This is a genomic window from Bittarella massiliensis (ex Durand et al. 2017), assembly GCF_001486165.1.
Lineage (GTDB): Bacteria > Bacillota > Clostridia > Oscillospirales > Ruminococcaceae > Bittarella > Bittarella massiliensis.
This window is the reverse complement of sequence record NZ_LN908975.1, coordinates 514091-530321: the sequence shown is the minus strand read 5'-3', so window position 1 is coordinate 530321 and position 16231 is coordinate 514091. Positions and strand designations below refer to the sequence as shown.

The following is a 16231-nucleotide window of genomic DNA, read 5'->3' as shown; positions in this document are numbered from 1 at the left end:
GCAGAGTTACTGTTTTTTCAGGGCGGGCAGGGCCACGGTCAGCACCAGCCAGATAAACTGGTAACCCAGCACCACCGCGGTGCTCAACTGTCCGGCGCCGCCGGTGAGGGCGAAGAGGGCCGCCAGGGCCACCCCCAGTCCCAGCCCCACAAACTGCACCACCAGGGCCGCCAGCACCCCGCTCTTGGCCCCCAGGGCGCAGAGGATGCCCTGGGCAAAGGAGAGGAAGGAGCCCATGGTGGTCAGCCCGCAATCCCCCGGCCGGTCGTCGTGCAGGGCGTCCAGCTGGGCGGCGGTGTGGCTGTGCACCAGGGTGAACATGTCCTCCGGCAGGCCGTAGGTCTCGGAGATGCGGGACACCGTCAGCCCCGGGTCGCCGGTCTTCACCGCAATCAGGGCGCCGGTCTTGTCCAGCCGGGACAGCAGTTGGCCCACCTGCTCGTTGGGGGTGTAGCTGAGGACGAACATGGCCGTCAACTCGCCCGAGGTGGCCAGGTAGAGCAGCTCCCGCTCCCCCTCCTTGCGGTACTTGGCCTCGTAGTCGGCCGAGGGCAGGTCGATGCCGTGGTTGCGCATCAGCTCCCGGTTGCCCACCAGCACCCGCTTGTTCTCGATCCAACAGGAGTAGCCCATGGCGTTTTCGTAGGCAAAGCTGTCGTAGGGCAGCAGGATGTCGGTGCGGTTTTCGATCACCTTCATAAACACCGGCTTCAGGTCAGACTCCCCGGCGCAGAGGACGCTGGCCGCCTTGAGGATGGCCTCGTCGATCCGCTCCCCGCCGAAGGTCTTGATGCCGTGCAGCAGCACGCTCCCCCGGGGGAAGAGGTCGGTGTCGCTGACCACCAACCCGTTGAGGTCGTACAGCCGCTCCACCGCCGAGTAGCCCGCCAGCACCCCGCCATAGCGGTTGAGGGTCTTGCAGGTGCGGCTGAAGGGGACGTTGAAGGCAAACATCAAAGAGAAGGGGGCCGACAGGCAAAGCAGCAGGGAGAAGGCCCCCGCCGCCCCCACCAGGTCCTGCCTGAAGAAGTAGAGGCCGCAGCCCACCGCCAGGGAGAGCACCAGGCAGATGCCCGACGCCACCCGCGCCCAGCGGTCGGAGGGGTCTTCGGAAAAGCTGTGGGAGACAAAGCCGTCGAGCACCTGACTGCGCTTGCGGTAGCAGAGCACCGGCTCGCGGATGGCCAGGTCCTTGACGATGTTTTCCGCCAGGGAGGCCGGCTCCACCATCTCGGTGGTGTACTTGTCGCTGTCCGAGGCGATGAAGCGGTAGTTGCGCAGCACCCGGTGCACCATGTTGAGTTTGCCCATGCAGTTGCAAAAGAGGGAGAACATGGCCACCGACGAGTAGAGAAAGACGTCGGGGCTCTTGAGATAGCCGGGGTTGGCAAAGAGGACCGCCGCCTGCACCAGGCAGCCGAAGAAGGCCAGCCCCACCAGGGAGTCATTGTCCCCCTTGAGGGTAAAGGTGTAGAGAAAGCCGTTGACCACGGTGGAGGTGCAGCAGAACACCCCCGCCAACAGCAGCAATAAGTTGAGCCCCAGGTAGAGATAGGGCCCCTCCCCGGGGGAGAGGAAGGCGGGCACCGGCAGCCCAAAGACCGGCACCAGGTTGTGGTAGCACAGCAGCAGGAAGAGGGCGAAGGTGATGCCCATGCGCATCTTCAGCTTCCCCTTGAGGGAGATCAGTTTCTCCAGGGCGGTGTGCTCGTCCTTGTCGGTGAGGAAGTCCTCCTCGTCCTCGGCCTGGGTGTAGGCCGACTCCTCCTCCCCGGTAAAGGCCTCGGCGTCGCCGATGGCCCCGTGCTCGATGGTGAACTGGGACACCTTGGGCGCCCGCGCCCGGCGCAGCAGCTCCCGGGTGTCCAGGCTCTCGGCCTCGACCACCGCCTGGCGCATCTCCCGGTCCATCCGCTCGCTGATGTCAAAGGTGCCGGAGGGGGCCTCCGCCGCCAGTTCCCGGGCGCGCTTCTCGCTGCGCTCGACAAAGATCTCCTCCTGGCCGGAGACGTTCAGCGGCACCGGAAGAGAGCGATGTCAGACCGCCTGCGCCACCGGCGGGAAATCGGGCCTGCAGGGGGTCGGGGGCAGCGCTCCGCTCGGCCTGTACCTCCCTGACCAGCTCGGCGGCCGAGGGGCGCTTCTCCCCGCCAGGGCGGGGCAGCGTGGGTGCAGGGGTGGAGGATGGGGCCTCCGGCTCCCGCTTGGCCCGCACCTGTTTGAGGATCTCGTCCACCAGGGCGTTTTTGGTCAGCGTGTCGTACTTGCGGTTTTTATCCACGTTCCTTCCCCCTTCCCCTCTCGGCGGCCAGCCGCTGGTTTGCCACCTCGTACAGAACGATCCCCGCGGCCACCGAGGCGTTGAGGGAGGTGATCTTCCCCCGCAGGGGGAGGCTGACGGTGACATCGCACCGCTCCTTCACCAGCTTGGAGACCCCCTCGCCCTCGCTGCCGACCACCAGGCCGACCCCGCCGGCAAAATCGGTGTCCCGGCAGTTCTGGCCGTCCATGTCGGCGCAGTAGAGCCAAAGCCCAGCTTTTTTGAGGCTCTCAATGGCCTGCACCAGGTTCCCCACCCGGCAGATGGCCAGGTGTTCGCAGGCCCCGGCCGAGGTCTTGTAGACCGCCGCCGACAGGGGGGCGCTGCGCCGCTTGGGGAGGATGACCCCGTGGGCGCCGGCGCACTCGGCGGTGCGGATGATGGCCCCCAGGTTGTGGGGGTCTAAAATCCCGTCGCAGAGCACCACAAAGGGGGCCTCTCCCCGCGACAGGGCGATCTCCAATATCTCCTCGATGGAGCGGTAGGCGATGGGCGCGACCGTGGCCGCTACCCCCTGGTGAGGCACCTCCCCCGCCATCTCGTCGAGCTTCTCCCTCTCCACCTCTTTGAAGGGGACCCCCTTCTCCTTGCAGGCGGCCAGGATCTTGGCCACCCCCTTGGGGCGGGCCCCCCGCTGCAGGTAGACACAGTCCACCCCCCGGCTGCCGCAGAGCGCCTCGTACACGGCGTTGCGCCCGGCTACCAATTCATCGTACATCGCTCATTCTCCCGCTTCTCTATCCCTCGCGGCCCGGCGTTGGCCGGGACCGCGGTGTCTCTGTTTGGCGTTTGGCGTTCCGGCCCTGTTGCCGCCGGCTCACTATCTGTACCAGTATAGCACAGAGGGCCGCCCCCTTTCAATTTTTTGCGGCCTTTTTCGCCCCTGTGCGACAAAAAAAGAGGGGCTCGCACCCCTCCCGTCCCGGGTCCGCCGCGCCCGGCCGATCGGCGGCTCCCCCCGCCGCGGGCCCGCCCTGCCAAAAGGGAGTGCTTTCGGCGGGGCCGCGCCCTTTGGGAGAGAAAAAAGGGGAGGGCGCCCCTTCGCCCTCCCGCCGCTTCGGTCAGTGGATCAGCCAGTAACAGGCCCCCGCCCCGGCCAAAAAGGCCCCCAGGTAGCGCAGGCCGACAAGCAGCCAGTCCCGCCAGAGCGCCGTCCGCCGGTAACTCACCAGGCCGGAGAGGGCGCCCGTGGCCCTCTGCCGCAGTTGGGCGGCGCCCAGGCCGTCCGCCTCTCCCCTCACAATGACAATGGCCCGCTCAAAACAGTCCTCTTTTTGGCCGACGATCTCCACCACCCGCTTGCTCACACCGCGCACCACCCGGCATCTCTCCCTTCCGCCCATTTCTCACCTTTAGGTTTGCCAAATCGGCGGGGGATTTATGCACCCCTCGGGAATTATACCGGTGGTATTTGCTGGAGGTTTCCATAATTTCAGTGGAAAACCCTGTGGAAAGTGTGGAATCTCTCTGTGGAAAACAGGTTGAAACGGTGGAATACCGGGATTTGCAACCTCCTGCACCCCGGTGGAATGTGAATATTATGTAAACTTCGCGGCAATTTCAATGCCTGCATCGCCCCAAAATGCAAGGGGGGAAGGCCCCGTTTTTTCGCCGTTTTTCGGGGCGGTCACCGGCTGGCATTTCGTGCAATCTGTCTAAACCCCACCAATCCACTCGGATTCTCTCCTCTCCGGCGGTGGGATTTTCCGTTTTCCAACACCCCTTTTTCTGGTATAGTGGGGACAGCACAGGGCGACTGCCGGCCCTTTTTCCCCGCCCGGGCCGCCTCCCAGAGGGCCGCCCGGGGGCGGTGGAAAGCCCTTTTGCGCCCCCCTGCAAATGGCGAAAAAAGGGGGGAAATCAGTCCCTGCAAGCGCCCGGCCTTCGCCCTTCATTTTCCGTTTTTTAGAAAAGAGGTGTCTTTTGTATGTCCACCGAATTGCTCCTCCCCTCGCCCGCCGGACTCACCGCCCGCAGGCAGGGGGACCGCCTCCTCCTCACCGGGGAGGGGGGAGACCCGCCCTTCTCCCTGGAGGGCACCCTGCAGTGCGGCCAGTGCTTTGGCTGGTGGCAGGACGGAGAGGGCTGGTGGCAGGGGGTGGTGGGGAACACCTTCTGCCGCGCCAGGGAGGAGGGGGACGCCGTCGTCTTCACCGGGCTGCGCCCCGGGGAGGAGGGGGCGATCCTCTCCTACTTCGACTGGGACCGGGACTACCGGGCGGCCAGGGAGCTGCTCTGCCGCAACCCGATGCTGCGCCGGGCGGTGGCCTTTGCCCCGGGCATCCGCCTGCTGCGGCAGGACCCGTGGGAGGCCCTCTGCTCCTTCATCCTCTCCCAGAACAACAACATCCCCCGCATTCAAAAAATCGTCCGCGCCCTCACCGCCCTGCTGGGGCAGCCCCTGGCCCACCCCGACGCGCCGGGGACCGTGCTCCACACCTTCCCCACCGCCGAGCGGCTGGCCCGCTGCACCCTAGAGGAACTGGCCCCCATCCGCGCGGGCTTTCGGGCCAAGTACATTTTGGACGCAGCCGGGCAGGTGGCCACAGGCCGGCTCGATTTGGACGCGGTGGCCGCCCTGCCCCTGGAGGAGGCCCGGGCCGCCCTCTGCCAAATCAGGGGGGTGGGGCCCAAGGTGGCCGACTGCGCCCTCCTCTACGGGCTGGGGCGGTGGGAGGTGGTGCCCATGGATGTCTGGATGAAGCGGGCCATGGCCCAACTCTTTCCCAAGGGCTTTCCCCGCTACCTGCGGGGATACGAGGGGCTGGCCCAGCAGTTTCTCTTTCACTACTGCCGGCTCTGCCCCGGGGCGCTGAAAAGCCGGGCCGCCGGGAGGGCGGCGGGGGGAACGGCCCCTGTTTAAAAAAAGACAAATGCGCCCAGACACCTTTCCAAACGGCCCCGGGTCTGCTATACTAGGGGCTAGGAGGCCGGCATGTGAGACCGGCCGACAAAAGAATAGGAGCGTGAATTTCTATGCCACTGGTAAATACCCGTGAGATGTTCAAAAAGGCATACGAGGGCGGCTACGCCATCGGCGCCTTCAACGTCAACAACATGGAGATCGTGCAGGGCATCACCGAGGCCTGCAAAGAGCTGCAGGCCCCCGTCATCCTGCAGGTGTCCGCCGGCGCCCGCAAGTACGCCAACCACACCTACCTGACCAAGCTGGTCGAGGCGGCGGTCGAGGAGACCGGCGTCCCCATCGCCCTGCACCTGGACCACGGCAACTCCTTTGAGCTGTGCAAGAGCTGCATCGACGGCGGCTTCACCTCGGTCATGTTCGACGGCTCCCACCTCCCCTACGAGGAGAACGTGGCCGTCGCCAAGCAGGTGGCCGATTACGCCCACCAGTTCGATGTGACCGTCGAGGCCGAGCTGGGCCAGCTGGCCGGCATCGAGGACGACGTGAAGGTCGACGCCGACAAGGCCTCCTTCACCGACCCCGCCCAGGTGCAGGACTTTGTCACCCGCACCGGGGTCGACTCCCTGGCCATCGCCATCGGCACCAGCCACGGCGCCTACAAGTTCAAACCCGGCCAGAAGCCCCAGCTGCGCTTTGACATCCTCGAAGAGGTGTCCCAGCGGCTGCCCGGCTTCCCCATCGTCCTGCACGGCGCCTCCTCCGTGGTGCCCGAGTTCGTCGAGATGATCAACCAGTACGGCGGCGCCATGCCCGACGCCATCGGCATCCCCGAGGAGATGCTGCTGCAGGCCTCCAAGATGGCCGTCTGCAAGATCAACGTCGACTCCGACCTGCGCCTGGCCATGACCGCCGCGGTCCGCAAGTACCTGTGGGAGAACCCCTCTCACTTCGACCCCCGGCAGTACCTGGCCCCCGCCCGCGACGCCATCCGCGAGATGGTCAAGCACAAGATCAACAACGTCTTGGGCTGCGCCGGCAAGGCCTAACCACCGCTCCTATCCCCCGGCAGGCGGCGCTTTCCGCCCCGGGGTGCAAAAAGAGGCACCGGCCGTCTGGCCGGTGCCTCTTTTATCCCCTTCCCCCAAGCGACAGCGGCAGAGAGCCGGCCCCCGATGAGGGCCGGCTCTCTCTGATGGAAAATGGGAAAGGCTTGTGGGCGGCCCCGTCACAGGGCGACCCGGTCGAAGAGGTACTGGTGGAAGCCCGCCACGTCAAGGCCGGTGACCACCAGGGAGTTTTCTGGCGCGGGCTCGTCCCCGAAGGCCGGGTCGTAGAGGTTGCCGGGTTTGCAGAAGATGGTTGCTCCCCGGGTGAACTCCCCCTGGGTCTCCACCTGGGTGTGGGCGGGGAAACTCTCCCGGATCAGCTCGGGCCGGGCCAGGACCGCCAGGGCCGCCGGGTCGGGCAGCCCCAGAGAAGGCGCGCCCCTCTGCGCCCGGGCCAGCTCTGTCAGGGTGCGATTACAGTCCACGCAGAACCGGCCGATCTCGCCGGCTTCCCGCATCTGCTCCATGGCGGCGTCATCCAGCTCGGCCGCGCCGCCGCAGGCCTCCAGGGTCACCAGGGTGATGGGCACCCCAAAGGAGAAGACGATCTGGGCCGCCTCCGGGTCCACCATGATGTTGAACTCGGCACAGACGGTGTGGGGGTTGTGGTAGGGGTGCGCCCCGCCCATGATGGTGATGTGCCGCAGCTTTCTCATGGCCTCGGGGTGCTTGCGGATGGCCAGGGCCACGTTGGTCAGGGGCCCCAGGGTCAGAAGTTCCACCTCCCCCTGGCCGGCATAGCGGGCCAGGGCGTCGGCCCCGTGACCGGGGGCCGGGACGAGGGTGGGCTCCCCCAGGGTCCCCAGGTCCCCCATCCCGTCGGCCCCGTGGATCTGGTCGGCCGTCTCCAGCTCGCAGAGGAGGGGGCCGGGGGCCCCCACATGGACCGGCGGCCGGTAGCTGCCCGCCCGCTCCACCGAGAGGAGGGCGTTTTTGACCGCCAGGGGCAGCTCCACATTCCCCGCCACGGTGGTGATGGCCAGCACCTGCAAGGTGGGGTCCCGCAGGGCCGCCACCAGGGCGACCGCGTCGTCGGACGCGGTGTCGGTGTCGATGATGATTTTTTTCACGGTACTTTCCTCCTTCACGCTATTTCACCAGCTCGTACAGGTAGTCAAAAAAGCCCTCTTGGTCCATCTCATAGACCACCTTTGCCTGGAAGGGCCGGCGGGGTCCCTCGTGCTTGGAGACCGCCTTGAAGTCGGGCAGGCGGTGGTCGCGGACCATCATCCCGTAGGTCAGGTCCGATCCCTGGGTCTCCACCCGCACATAGGCGTCAAAGGAGCCGGTGATGAGTTCGGGCCGGGTGAGGGCCGCCAGGGCGATGGGGTCGGGCAGTCCGATTTGGGGGACCCCCCGCCGCTGGATGCCCAGCTGGCGCATGGTGTCATTGCAGGTCACGCAGAACCACCCCCGCTCGGAGACGGCCTCCAACTTGGCCATCTCCTCCGGCCCCAGATTGCCCGCCTTGTGGCAGGCCTCGATGGTGGCGATGGTCAGGGGGATGCCCGAGCGGCAGACGATGTCTGCCGCCTCGGCGTCCACCCAGAAGTTGAACTCGGCGGTGGGGCTGGTGTTGCCGTAAAAAGCCGCGCCCCCCATGGCGGTGATCCGCGGCACCCGCTTCATGGTCTCCGGCTCCTGCAAGATGGCCAGGGCCAGGTTGGTCAGGGGCCCCAGGGTCACGATCTCAATGTCCCCCTCCCCCTCTCTGACCAGCCGCAGGATGGCGTCCACCGCGTGGGTGCGCTCGGCCTCCACCTCCGGGGCGCGAAAACAGGTTTGGTCCCCCATCCCGTCTTTGCCGTGGATCCCCTCGGCGCAGCGCAGGGGGCGGCAGAGGGGGTGGGCCGCCCCCGGGTAGATGGGCGGGCGCGCCCCTCCGGCGTAGGTGACGCTGAGGCAGGCGTTTTTGGTGGCCAGCTCCAGCGGGACGTTCCCCGCCACGGTGGTGATGGCCAGCACCTGCAAGGTGGGTTCCCGCAGGGCCATGACCAGGGCCACCGCGTCGTCGGACGCAGTGTCGGTGTCGATGATGATCTTTTTGCGCGCTGTCTGCACGTGCGATCTCTCCTCTCTCAATTGACAAATGGATGCCGCCCCCCTATCATAAAAGAAAAAAGGGGGTGGGCCTGTGGACAACGTTTTGGAATACCTGGTGCAGCGGGACCTACTGGGGCACTTTTCCCCCTTTGCCTGCAAAAACGGGGAGGCCATTTTGCTGCAGGGGGAGGTGCCCGAGTGGGCCTGCCTTCTCACCGAGGGGGAGGCGGTGGTCCGCACCCTGGACCCCGACGGCTTCTCCGCCATCCTCTACCGCTACCGGCCGGGGGAGATTTTCGGCGACCTGGAGATCGTCTGCCGCCAGCGGGTCATCACCACCGTCTTTGCCGCGGGGGATTGCCGGGGCTACCGCATCGGCGGGGCGGCGCTTTTGGCCCTTTTGCAGCGGGACGCGGGGCTCGCCCTGCGCCTCTACGAAAAGACCGCCCGCCAACAGCTGAACCAGTCGCTGGAGCGCACCGGCGCCAAGGGAAAGACGGTGGCCGTCCGCCTGGCGGCCCTCCTGCTGGCCAATGCCGACGAAAACGGGGTGGTCACCCTGCCCAAACAGGAGATGGCCGACGCCCTCTTCACCACCCTGCGCAGCGTCCACCGGGCCCTGCAAAAGCTGGAACAGGCGGGGTTGGTGCGGGCGGACCGCCGGGCGGTGACCCTCCTTGCGCGGGAGGAACTGGCCGCACTTACAGTATAAGAGCCCCCTTCTAAAAAGAAAAAGACCGCCGTCTATTTTTTCGCAAAATAGACGGCGGCTTTTTTGTGCACCTTTGCAGAGGGGCCGGGCGCGCGGCAGCGCCCCCTTCGCCGGCAAGAGGGCGGAAGGGGGCGCTGTCACAAAAAGAGGAGATGGTATGCAGGGCCGCTGGACGCCCCTCCCCCGCTGACCGGGCAGGGGAGGGGGCGTCCCCGGCGGGGGAAACGCCTATTGGGCCGAGACCCGAAAGCAGATGGCGGTGATGTCGTCGCGCTGGCCGGCGGCGTGTTTGGCCAATTGGCAGATGGCCTGGGCGATTTCCTCGGGCTCTCTGTCCTTTAAAAGGGCCAGCTGCTGGGCGATGAGGGCCTCGTCCTCCCCCACCGCGCCGTCGCTGACCATCAGCACCAGATCGCCGGCCTTGAGGCGGGCGGCGCTCTTGTCCAGCGCCACGCTCTGGAGGATGCCGATGGGCAGGGAGGGCTTGCCCAGCCGAGCGGCCCGGCCGCCCCGCAGCAGGTAGGTGCAGGGGCTGCCCCCTTTGACAAAGAGGGCCTCGCCGGTAAAGCAGTCAAAGCGCATCAGGTCGATGGTGGAGACCGCCTCGTCCCCGGTCTTGACCGCCAGGGCGCTGTTGATGAGCTCCACCGAGCCGTCGATGTCAAAACCCGAGCGCAGCACGGTGGAGACCACCGAGCAGGTCATGGTGGAGTCGATGGCGGCGAAGTCGCCGGTGCCCATCCCGTCGGAGAGGACGCAGTAGCAGTAGCCGTCCTCTCCCGAAAAGACGTCGAAGCTGTCGCCACAGCGGCCGTCCGCCGCCAGCTGGCAGACCCCGTGCTCCAGCACCAGGGGCGGGCGCTCGTTGAGGGTGAGGTAGCTGCCGTCCAGGGTCTTTTTGAGCACCCCCTCGTCAAAGTTTCGCTCGCAGTAGTCCGAGAGCTCCTCCGAGATGTAGCGCTGCTGCTTTTCACTCAGGTCGTTGTCCAGCTTGAGCTCGATTTTGGCCCCCTTCTGGCGGGAGGTGGTGCAGAGGACGTCCTTGGGCGCAAAGCCCAGGTCGGTGAGGAGATTGGCGATCTGGCGGCTGGACTGCATGTCCACGTCATCCATGCTCTCCACCTGTTCGCCCATCCCCGCCAGCAGTTTGGAGAGGCTGTCCATCTGGCCGATGACCCCGCTCTTGACATAGGACATCTTCCGCCCCACCGCCCGGTTTTGCAGGTAGCGCTCATAGCCCTCCTCCACCGCCTGCAGCAGGGGGGCCAGCTTGACACAGCGCTTGACAAAATAGGGGGGCAGGTCCTCCCCGGAGAGCTGGCCCTGCTGCCCCAGCGCCTCCATCCCCTTGTTGAGACAGTCGCAGGTCTCGGTGTATTGCTGCTCCCAGCAGAAACTGCACAGCCCGCAGTTTTTGCAGACCTTGTCGGCGGCGCAGTGGTAGACCTGGGAGATGTCCTCCCCGCCCAGGGTGTCCAGCCGCTTGTAGAGGGTCTGGATCTTGTGGGAGATGGTGGAGAGGGAGGCGGCGGTGGACTGCAGCTTGTAGCTCACCATCCGCTTGACCCGCTCGCTCTTGACCAGGCTGTCCGCCCCCTCTCCCAGGGGCAGGGCCCCCAGCAGCCTCCCCGGCAGGAGGAGGAAGAGGGCACAGCCCACGAACCACTCCACCACCAGCCCGCCCGAGAGCTCCTGCGCCGGCAGGAAGGTGGCGACAATGGTGCAGCAGACCCCAAAGGAGAGGGCGCAGAGCACCTTGTTCTGCCGCGCGAAGAGGCCCGCCACCAGCCCGCCCAGGGGGAAGGCCCCCATGAACAGCAGCATCTGCGGCCCCGAGAGGGAGATGGCCAGCGCCATCAGCACCCCCGCCACCGCGCCGGTGGACTCCTTGCCCAGGTAGGCGGCCACCAGGGTGAAGACCACCGCCGCCATCCGCCCCACCGAGAGGCCCAGCACCGCGATCCCGTCGAGGGCCATCAACCCGCAGGCCAGGCAGATGAAGAGACTGGCCAGCTGTAGGTTGGAAAAGCCCTTGAGGCTCTTTCCCTGGGAGAAGGCCGCGGCGGTGACGGTGAAGAAGTAGCAGACCCCCATGGTCAGCAGCGCCTCGCTGGCGGCCAGGGCCAGCCGGTCGGGCGCCAACCCGACCGCCGAGGCCAGCCCCACCCGGGCGATGAGCACCCCCAGGCCGCAGGCGGTGATCTTCGGCCAAGCCGCACGCCGGTCCTCCGCCCGGAAGGCCAGGGCCCAGCGCAGCACCACCGTCAGCAGTGCCGCCGCCAGGTAGGTGAGCCCCGTCTCCAGCGGGGTGAGCAGCAGGTAGCCGCAGAAGGCGCCGGTGGCGCTCCAGAGCAGATAGTCGCCGGGGACCGCCGCCAGAAAGGCGATGGCCAGGGGGGACATCTCCCCCAGCAGCGAGGCCCCCGCCAGCACAAAGCCCACGGCGAACACCCCCGCCTGCCGCAGCAAAAAGGCGTGGCGGTGGGCCATCTGGGCCAGCCAACTGCGCTGGCCCTCCCCCTTCTTCCCCGCCCTGCCCCGGGCCAGCCGCCCGGCGGCTGTAAACAGCATCCCTCTCATGGCCAATTCCTCCCTGGTTTGCGCATCTTCCCTTCCCCCGGCGCATACACATAGGGGGGAGGGGTGTCGGTCCTCTTTGGTACATTCAGTATAGAGGGCCGGCGGGTGGAAATTCTGTCGCAGCGGGCATGGGGAAAAATAGCCCTTTGCGGCGAGGGAGGCGGGAGAAGGGCCCCTTTTGGGAGAAGGGGGCGCTTTTTCTCGGGAAGGGGCGCAAAAAAGGCGGCCCCTTTCGGGCCGCCTCTCTCTGTTTGATAGGGATCGCCATCCAACGGGGCCGCCCGGGCAGGCGCCGGGCGCTCGCGGGGAACGCCCTCCCGTTCGCCGCGCAGAGGAATGGGCGGAGGACCTGTCCCCTACTCCTCCCCCTCGGGCAGCTCGGCCACCACCCGACAGGGCAGGCCGCTCATCTGGGCGAAGTTCACCGGGAAGGTGTAGAGGGTGCAGCCCGCCCAGGGCGCGCCCCGCAGCACCCCCTGCAGGTTGCAGAGGTTCTCCACCACAAAGGCCCCCCGGTCGGCGCAGCGCTGGTCGGCGGGGGTGTGTTCCCTGCCCCGGCGGATGCCGGCGCAGTCGATGCCCAGGAGGGAGACCTCCCGCTCCAGCAGGGCGTCGATGAGCCGCTGGGAGAGCTGGGGGTGCTCCTTGAAGTAGGCGGGGGTGGCGTAGCCCTCCCGCTCGAGCCAGCCGGTGGAAAAGAGGACGGCGTCGCCGGGGAGGACCCGCTCCAGGGGCAGGTCCTCCGGCTCAATGTCTCGCCCCGCCACCGCCGACACGTCGAGCACCAGCGCCGGGCGGCGGAGAAACGCCAGGGGGAAGACCTTGTCCATGACGTCAAAGTGGGTGCCCAGGTGGCCGGTGAGGGCCTTTTTTTCATTCCCCTGGGCGTCCTTGGTGTGTTCTGGGGTGACTTTGAGGGTGAGGTCGACAAACACGTTCACTCGCTCCTTTCGCGGCGGGGCCGCACACAGAAAAAGGGGACCGCAGGGCCGACAAGGCCCCGCGGCCGTCCCTTCTCTTTTGAAGGGGATCTGCCCGTCAGCCCTGCAGCTGGGCGATACCCTTGCGGATGCGGGCGAGAGACTCCTCCTTGCCCAGGATGACCGCCATCTCCACCCCGCCGCCGGGGGTGAAGGACTTGCCGGTGAGGGCCACCCGCAGCGGCCAGAGGACGGCGCCGTTTTTGACCCCCAACTCGGCGATGAGGGCGAAGAGGGCGTCGTGGACCGGCGCGAGGGTGAAGTCCTCGATCCCCTCCAGCACCGGCAACACCTTCTGCAGGGCGTCCAGGGAGGTCTCGGCGTTGGTCTTCATCTTCTTGTGGGTGTAGAGGTCGTTGCTGTAATCGGGCAGGGCGTCGATGAAGTCCAGCTGGGGGGGCACCTCTTCCAACACCTCGGTGCGGGCGTGCAGCACCTGGGCCAGCAGGTGAAAGTCGATGTCCTCCCGGGCGACGCCCTTCTTCATCCAGGGGAGAACGGTCTCGTAGAAGGTCTCCTCGTCCATCCGCCGCAGGTACTCGGCGTTGATGTAGCGCAGTTTCTGGGAATCGAAGATGGCGGGGGACTTGGAGATGTCCTCGGGGGAGAACTCCCGCACCAGTTCATCGAGGGTGAAGATCTCCTCCTCGCCCTTGGGGTTCCACCCCAGCAGGGCGATGTAGTTGAGGACCGCGTCCTTTAAATAGCCCTTGGCCACCAGGTCTTCAAAAGAGGCGTCGCCGTTTCGCTTGGAGAGCTTTTCGGTGGCGTTTTTCATCACCGGCGGGCAGTGGATGTAGACCGGGATCTCCCACCCGAAGGCCTGGTAGAGGAGGTTGTACTTGGGGGTGGAGGAGAGGTACTCGTTGCCGCGGATGACGTGGGTGATCCCCATCAGGTGGTCGTCCACCACGTTGGCGAAGTTGTAGGTGGGCATCCCGTCGCGCTTGATGAGCACCTGGTCGTCGAGGGTGCTGTTCTCGACGGTGATGTCCCCGAAGATCTCGTCGTGGAAGGTGGTCGTCCCCTCCAGCGGCATCTTCTGGCGGATGACATAGGGCTCTCCGGCGGCGAGGCGGGCCTCCACCTCCTCCTTGGAGAGGTTCCGGCAGTGGCCGTCGTAGCGGGTGGGCTGGCCGGAGGCCTTTTGGATGGTCTTCATCTGCTCCAGCCGGTCCTTGTCGCAGAAGCAGTAGTAGGCGTGGCCCGACTCCACCAGTTGCTTGGCGTAGTCGATGAACATCCCCATCCGCTCGCTCTGCACATAGGGGCCCACCGGGCCGCCGATGTCCGGGCCTTCATCCCACCGCAGGCCGCACTGGCGCAGGGTGCTATAGATGATGTCCTCGGCCCCCTCGACCTTGCGCTGCTGATCGGTGTCCTCGATGCGCAGGATGAAGGTGCCGCCGTCTTTCTTGGCCACCAGATAGGCGTACAGGGCGGTGCGCAGGTTGCCCACGTGCATGTAGCCGGTGGGGCTGGGTGCAAACCGGGTGCGAACTTTGCCTTCCATTCTCTTTACCACCTTTTCTTCTCTTCAAATCAAAACTGCCCAGCCGCCGGGGCGGGCGCTGCTGCGGCGTGCAGTCGGCCGGCGCCGCACAAAAAAGGCGGCGGCAGCCACCTGCCCTTATAGTACAGTCTGGGCCGGCATTTGTCAATTTATCGGCTGCCGGCCGGGGGATTTTCGGCGCTTTGCGGGGGCGGGGGGATTTTCTCCCCCCGCTCTTTGTGGTATAATGGCCGCAACGCGGCTATGATGCCAATGGCAGTCAGGCAGATGCAAAAAAGTCCCTGGCCCCATGGCCTATACCACGCGCGCGGCGCATCGGCGGCATCCAAACCGCAGCGCGGCCATGACACCGGTGGCTGGGCGGATGCACAGACGCCTCCGCTCCCCGCCCCGTGGCCCATACCACGCGCGCGGCGCATCGGCGGTATCCAAACCGCAGCGCGGCCATGATACCGGCGGTGGCCGGGCGGATGTGCAAATGCCTCTGCTCCCCGCCCCATGGCCCATACCACGCGTGCGGCGCGCCGGCGGCATCCAAACCGCAGCGCGGCCATGATACCGGCGGTCGGGCGGATGTACAGACGCCTCCGCTCCCCGCCCCGTGGCCCATACCACGCGTGCGGCGCGCCGGTGGCCTTCAAACCGCAGCGCGGCCATGACACCGGTGGCCGGGCGGATGCGCAAACATCTCTACTCCCCGCCCCATGGCCTGTACCACGCGCGCGGCGCGCCGGTGGCATCCAAACTGCAGCGTGGCCATGATACCGGCGGTGGCCGGGCGGATGTGCAAACACCTCTGCTCCCCACCCCATGGCCTGTACCGCTTCCTGCTGCGCGCCTCTGGCATTCTCAGCCGCACCCATCCCCCGGCCCGGCCCATCGGGGCCCGGCTGGGACCGTGAAAAGGAGGAACCGTCATGTCCTACCCCATCTCGCACAAGATGTCGACCCTCAAGCCCTCGGTGATCCGGGAGATCCTCAAGTACTCGTCCGACCCGGACGTCATCTCCTTCGCCGCCGGCAACCCCGCGTCCGAGACCTTCCCGGTGGAGAAGATCGCCGCCATCACCGCCGACATCCTGCAAAAAGACCCCACCGCCGCCCTGCAGTACTCCCTCAGCGAGGGCTATCCCGCCCTGCGCACCACCTTGGAGCGATGGCTGGCCCAGGACTACGGCATCGACTTTTCCGAAAACACCCTGCTCATCACCTCCGGCGCCCAGCAGGGCATCGACCTGGTGACCAAGTGCCTGTGCGACGAGGGGGACACGGTGCTGGTGGAGAAACCCACCTTCATCGGCGCCCTCAACACCTTCCGCTCCTACGGGGTGCAGTTGGCCCCGGTGGAGCTGGAGGACGACGGCCTCTCCCTCGCCAGCCTGCGATCCGCCTGGGAGGGGGCCCACAACCCCCGCTTCCTCTACATCATCCCCACCTTCCAAAACCCCAGCGGGGTGGTCACCTCGCTGCAAAAGCGCCAGGCCATCCTCGACTTTGCCCAGGCCCACGACCTGCTGATTTTGGAGGACAATCCCTACGGCGACCTGCGCATCGACGGGGAGCCGGTGCCCACCATCAAGTCCCTCGACCGGGGGGGCGACCGGGTCATCTACCTGGGCAGCTTCTCCAAGATCCTGGCCCCCGCCCTGCGGGTGGGCTTTGTGGTGGCCCGGGACGAACTGGCCTCCAAGCTGGCGGTGGCCAAGCAGACCACCGACGTCCACTCCAACTCCCTGGCGCAGATCATCTGCAACGAGTTCCTCACCCGCTGGGACGTAAACGAGCACATCGCCGGGCTGCAGGCCACCTACCGCAAAAAGGCCCAGACCATGTGCGAGGCCATCGACCGCTACCTGGGGGGCAAGGTCACCTACCGCAAGCCCCAGGGCGGCCTGTTTTTGTGGTGCACCCTCCCCGATGAAATCGACATGCTGGATTTCTGCGAGCGGTGCGTCAAGGCCGGGTTGGCCCTGGTGCCGGGCAACGCCTTCTACACCGACGAGAGCCAGCCCTGTCACTCCTTCCGGGTCAACTACTCCACCCCCAGCGACGAGGAGATCGTCAAAGGGGTGCAGATCATGGCGGAAATTGTAAAAACTTTTGCATAAATT

12 protein-coding genes are annotated in these 16231 nt (G+C 66.4%); 4 read left to right on the top strand and 8 right to left on the bottom strand.

All coding sequences use genetic code 11. From position 1 onward, the window contains the following. Nucleotides 1-6: 6 nt before the first annotated feature. From BN3266_RS02820 to BN3266_RS02810, 3 genes are all read right to left on the bottom strand, one after another. Nucleotides 7-2022: an HAD family hydrolase gene (locus BN3266_RS02820; RefSeq protein WP_059003604.1), complete on the bottom strand. Its 2016-nt coding sequence runs from the start codon at nucleotides 2020-2022 to the stop codon at nucleotides 7-9. 251 nt (nucleotides 2023-2273) lie between these two features. Next, complete coding sequence (gene rlmB, locus BN3266_RS02815; protein ID WP_059003601.1) at nucleotides 2274-3038, bottom strand: 23S rRNA (guanosine(2251)-2'-O)-methyltransferase RlmB; 765 nt, start codon at nucleotides 3036-3038, stop codon at nucleotides 2274-2276. Nucleotides 3039-3381: 343 nt separating this feature from the next. After that, complete coding sequence (locus BN3266_RS02810) at nucleotides 3382-3639, bottom strand: hypothetical protein (RefSeq protein ID WP_044992675.1); 258 nt, start codon at nucleotides 3637-3639, stop codon at nucleotides 3382-3384. Between the two features lie 608 nt (nucleotides 3640-4247). Between BN3266_RS02810 and BN3266_RS02805 the strand changes: the two genes are divergently transcribed. Beyond that, nucleotides 4248-5183: a DNA-3-methyladenine glycosylase family protein gene (locus BN3266_RS02805; RefSeq protein WP_082671608.1), complete on the top strand. Its 936-nt coding sequence runs from the start codon at nucleotides 4248-4250 to the stop codon at nucleotides 5181-5183. Nucleotides 5184-5296: 113 nt separating this feature from the next. Next, nucleotides 5297-6232 carry a class II fructose-1,6-bisphosphate aldolase gene (gene fba, locus BN3266_RS02800; protein ID WP_044992674.1) on the top strand — a complete coding sequence of 312 codons (936 nt, stop codon included), beginning with the start codon at nucleotides 5297-5299 and terminating at the stop codon, nucleotides 6230-6232. A 179-nt stretch (nucleotides 6233-6411) separates the two neighbouring features. Here the strand turns inward: fba and BN3266_RS02795 are convergent, their stop codons facing one another. Beyond that, entirely contained in the window at nucleotides 6412-7362 is a 951-nt protein-coding gene (locus BN3266_RS02795; protein ID WP_059003599.1) for a nucleoside hydrolase, read from the bottom strand. Between the two features lie 19 nt (nucleotides 7363-7381). Next, nucleotides 7382-8353 carry a nucleoside hydrolase gene (locus tag BN3266_RS02790; protein WP_059003597.1) on the bottom strand — a complete coding sequence of 324 codons (972 nt, stop codon included), beginning with the start codon at nucleotides 8351-8353 and terminating at the stop codon, nucleotides 7382-7384. A 73-nt stretch (nucleotides 8354-8426) separates the two neighbouring features. On the opposite strand from BN3266_RS02790, the gene BN3266_RS02785 reads away from it, so the two are divergent. Next, nucleotides 8427-9047 (top strand): Crp/Fnr family transcriptional regulator, encoded by a 621-nt coding sequence (locus BN3266_RS02785; protein WP_059003595.1) that lies wholly within the window; start codon nucleotides 8427-8429, stop codon nucleotides 9045-9047. Between the two features lie 228 nt (nucleotides 9048-9275). Here BN3266_RS02785 and BN3266_RS02780 read toward each other — a convergent pair whose 3' ends face one another. From BN3266_RS02780 to gltX, 3 genes are all read right to left on the bottom strand, one after another. Beyond that, a complete protein-coding gene (locus BN3266_RS02780) occupies nucleotides 9276-11627 on the bottom strand; it encodes a SpoIIE family protein phosphatase (protein WP_154668949.1) in 2352 nt (783 codons plus the stop codon). A gap of 356 nt (nucleotides 11628-11983) precedes the next feature. Then, entirely contained in the window at nucleotides 11984-12562 is a 579-nt protein-coding gene (locus BN3266_RS02775) for a cyclase family protein (protein ID WP_059003591.1), read from the bottom strand. A gap of 103 nt (nucleotides 12563-12665) precedes the next feature. Further along, nucleotides 12666-14120, bottom strand: coding sequence for a glutamate--tRNA ligase (gene gltX, locus BN3266_RS02770; protein WP_059003588.1), 1455 nt, complete (start codon nucleotides 14118-14120; stop codon nucleotides 12666-12668). Between the two features lie 917 nt (nucleotides 14121-15037). On the opposite strand from gltX, the gene BN3266_RS02765 reads away from it, so the two are divergent. Beyond that, nucleotides 15038-16228: an aminotransferase-like domain-containing protein gene (locus tag BN3266_RS02765; RefSeq protein ID WP_059003586.1), complete on the top strand. Its 1191-nt coding sequence runs from the start codon at nucleotides 15038-15040 to the stop codon at nucleotides 16226-16228. Nucleotides 16229-16231: the final 3 nt, after the last annotated feature.

Bases quoted from the DNA above. Each gene is read 5' to 3' on its own strand.
- rlmB (WP_059003601.1), bottom strand. From the start codon at position 3,038: ATGTACGATGAATTGGTAGCCGGGCGCAACGCCGTGTACGAGGCGCTC.
- BN3266_RS02805 (WP_082671608.1), top strand. From the start codon at position 4,248: ATGTCCACCGAATTGCTCCTCCCCTCGCCCGCCGGACTCACCGCCCGC.
- fba (WP_044992674.1), top strand. From the start codon at position 5,297: ATGCCACTGGTAAATACCCGTGAGATGTTCAAAAAGGCATACGAGGGC.
- BN3266_RS02780 (WP_154668949.1), bottom strand. From the start codon at position 11,627: ATGAGAGGGATGCTGTTTACAGCCGCCGGGCGGCTGGCCCGGGGCAGG.
- gltX (WP_059003588.1), bottom strand. From the start codon at position 14,120: ATGGAAGGCAAAGTTCGCACCCGGTTTGCACCCAGCCCCACCGGCTAC.
- BN3266_RS02765 (WP_059003586.1), top strand. From the start codon at position 15,038: ATGTCCTACCCCATCTCGCACAAGATGTCGACCCTCAAGCCCTCGGTG.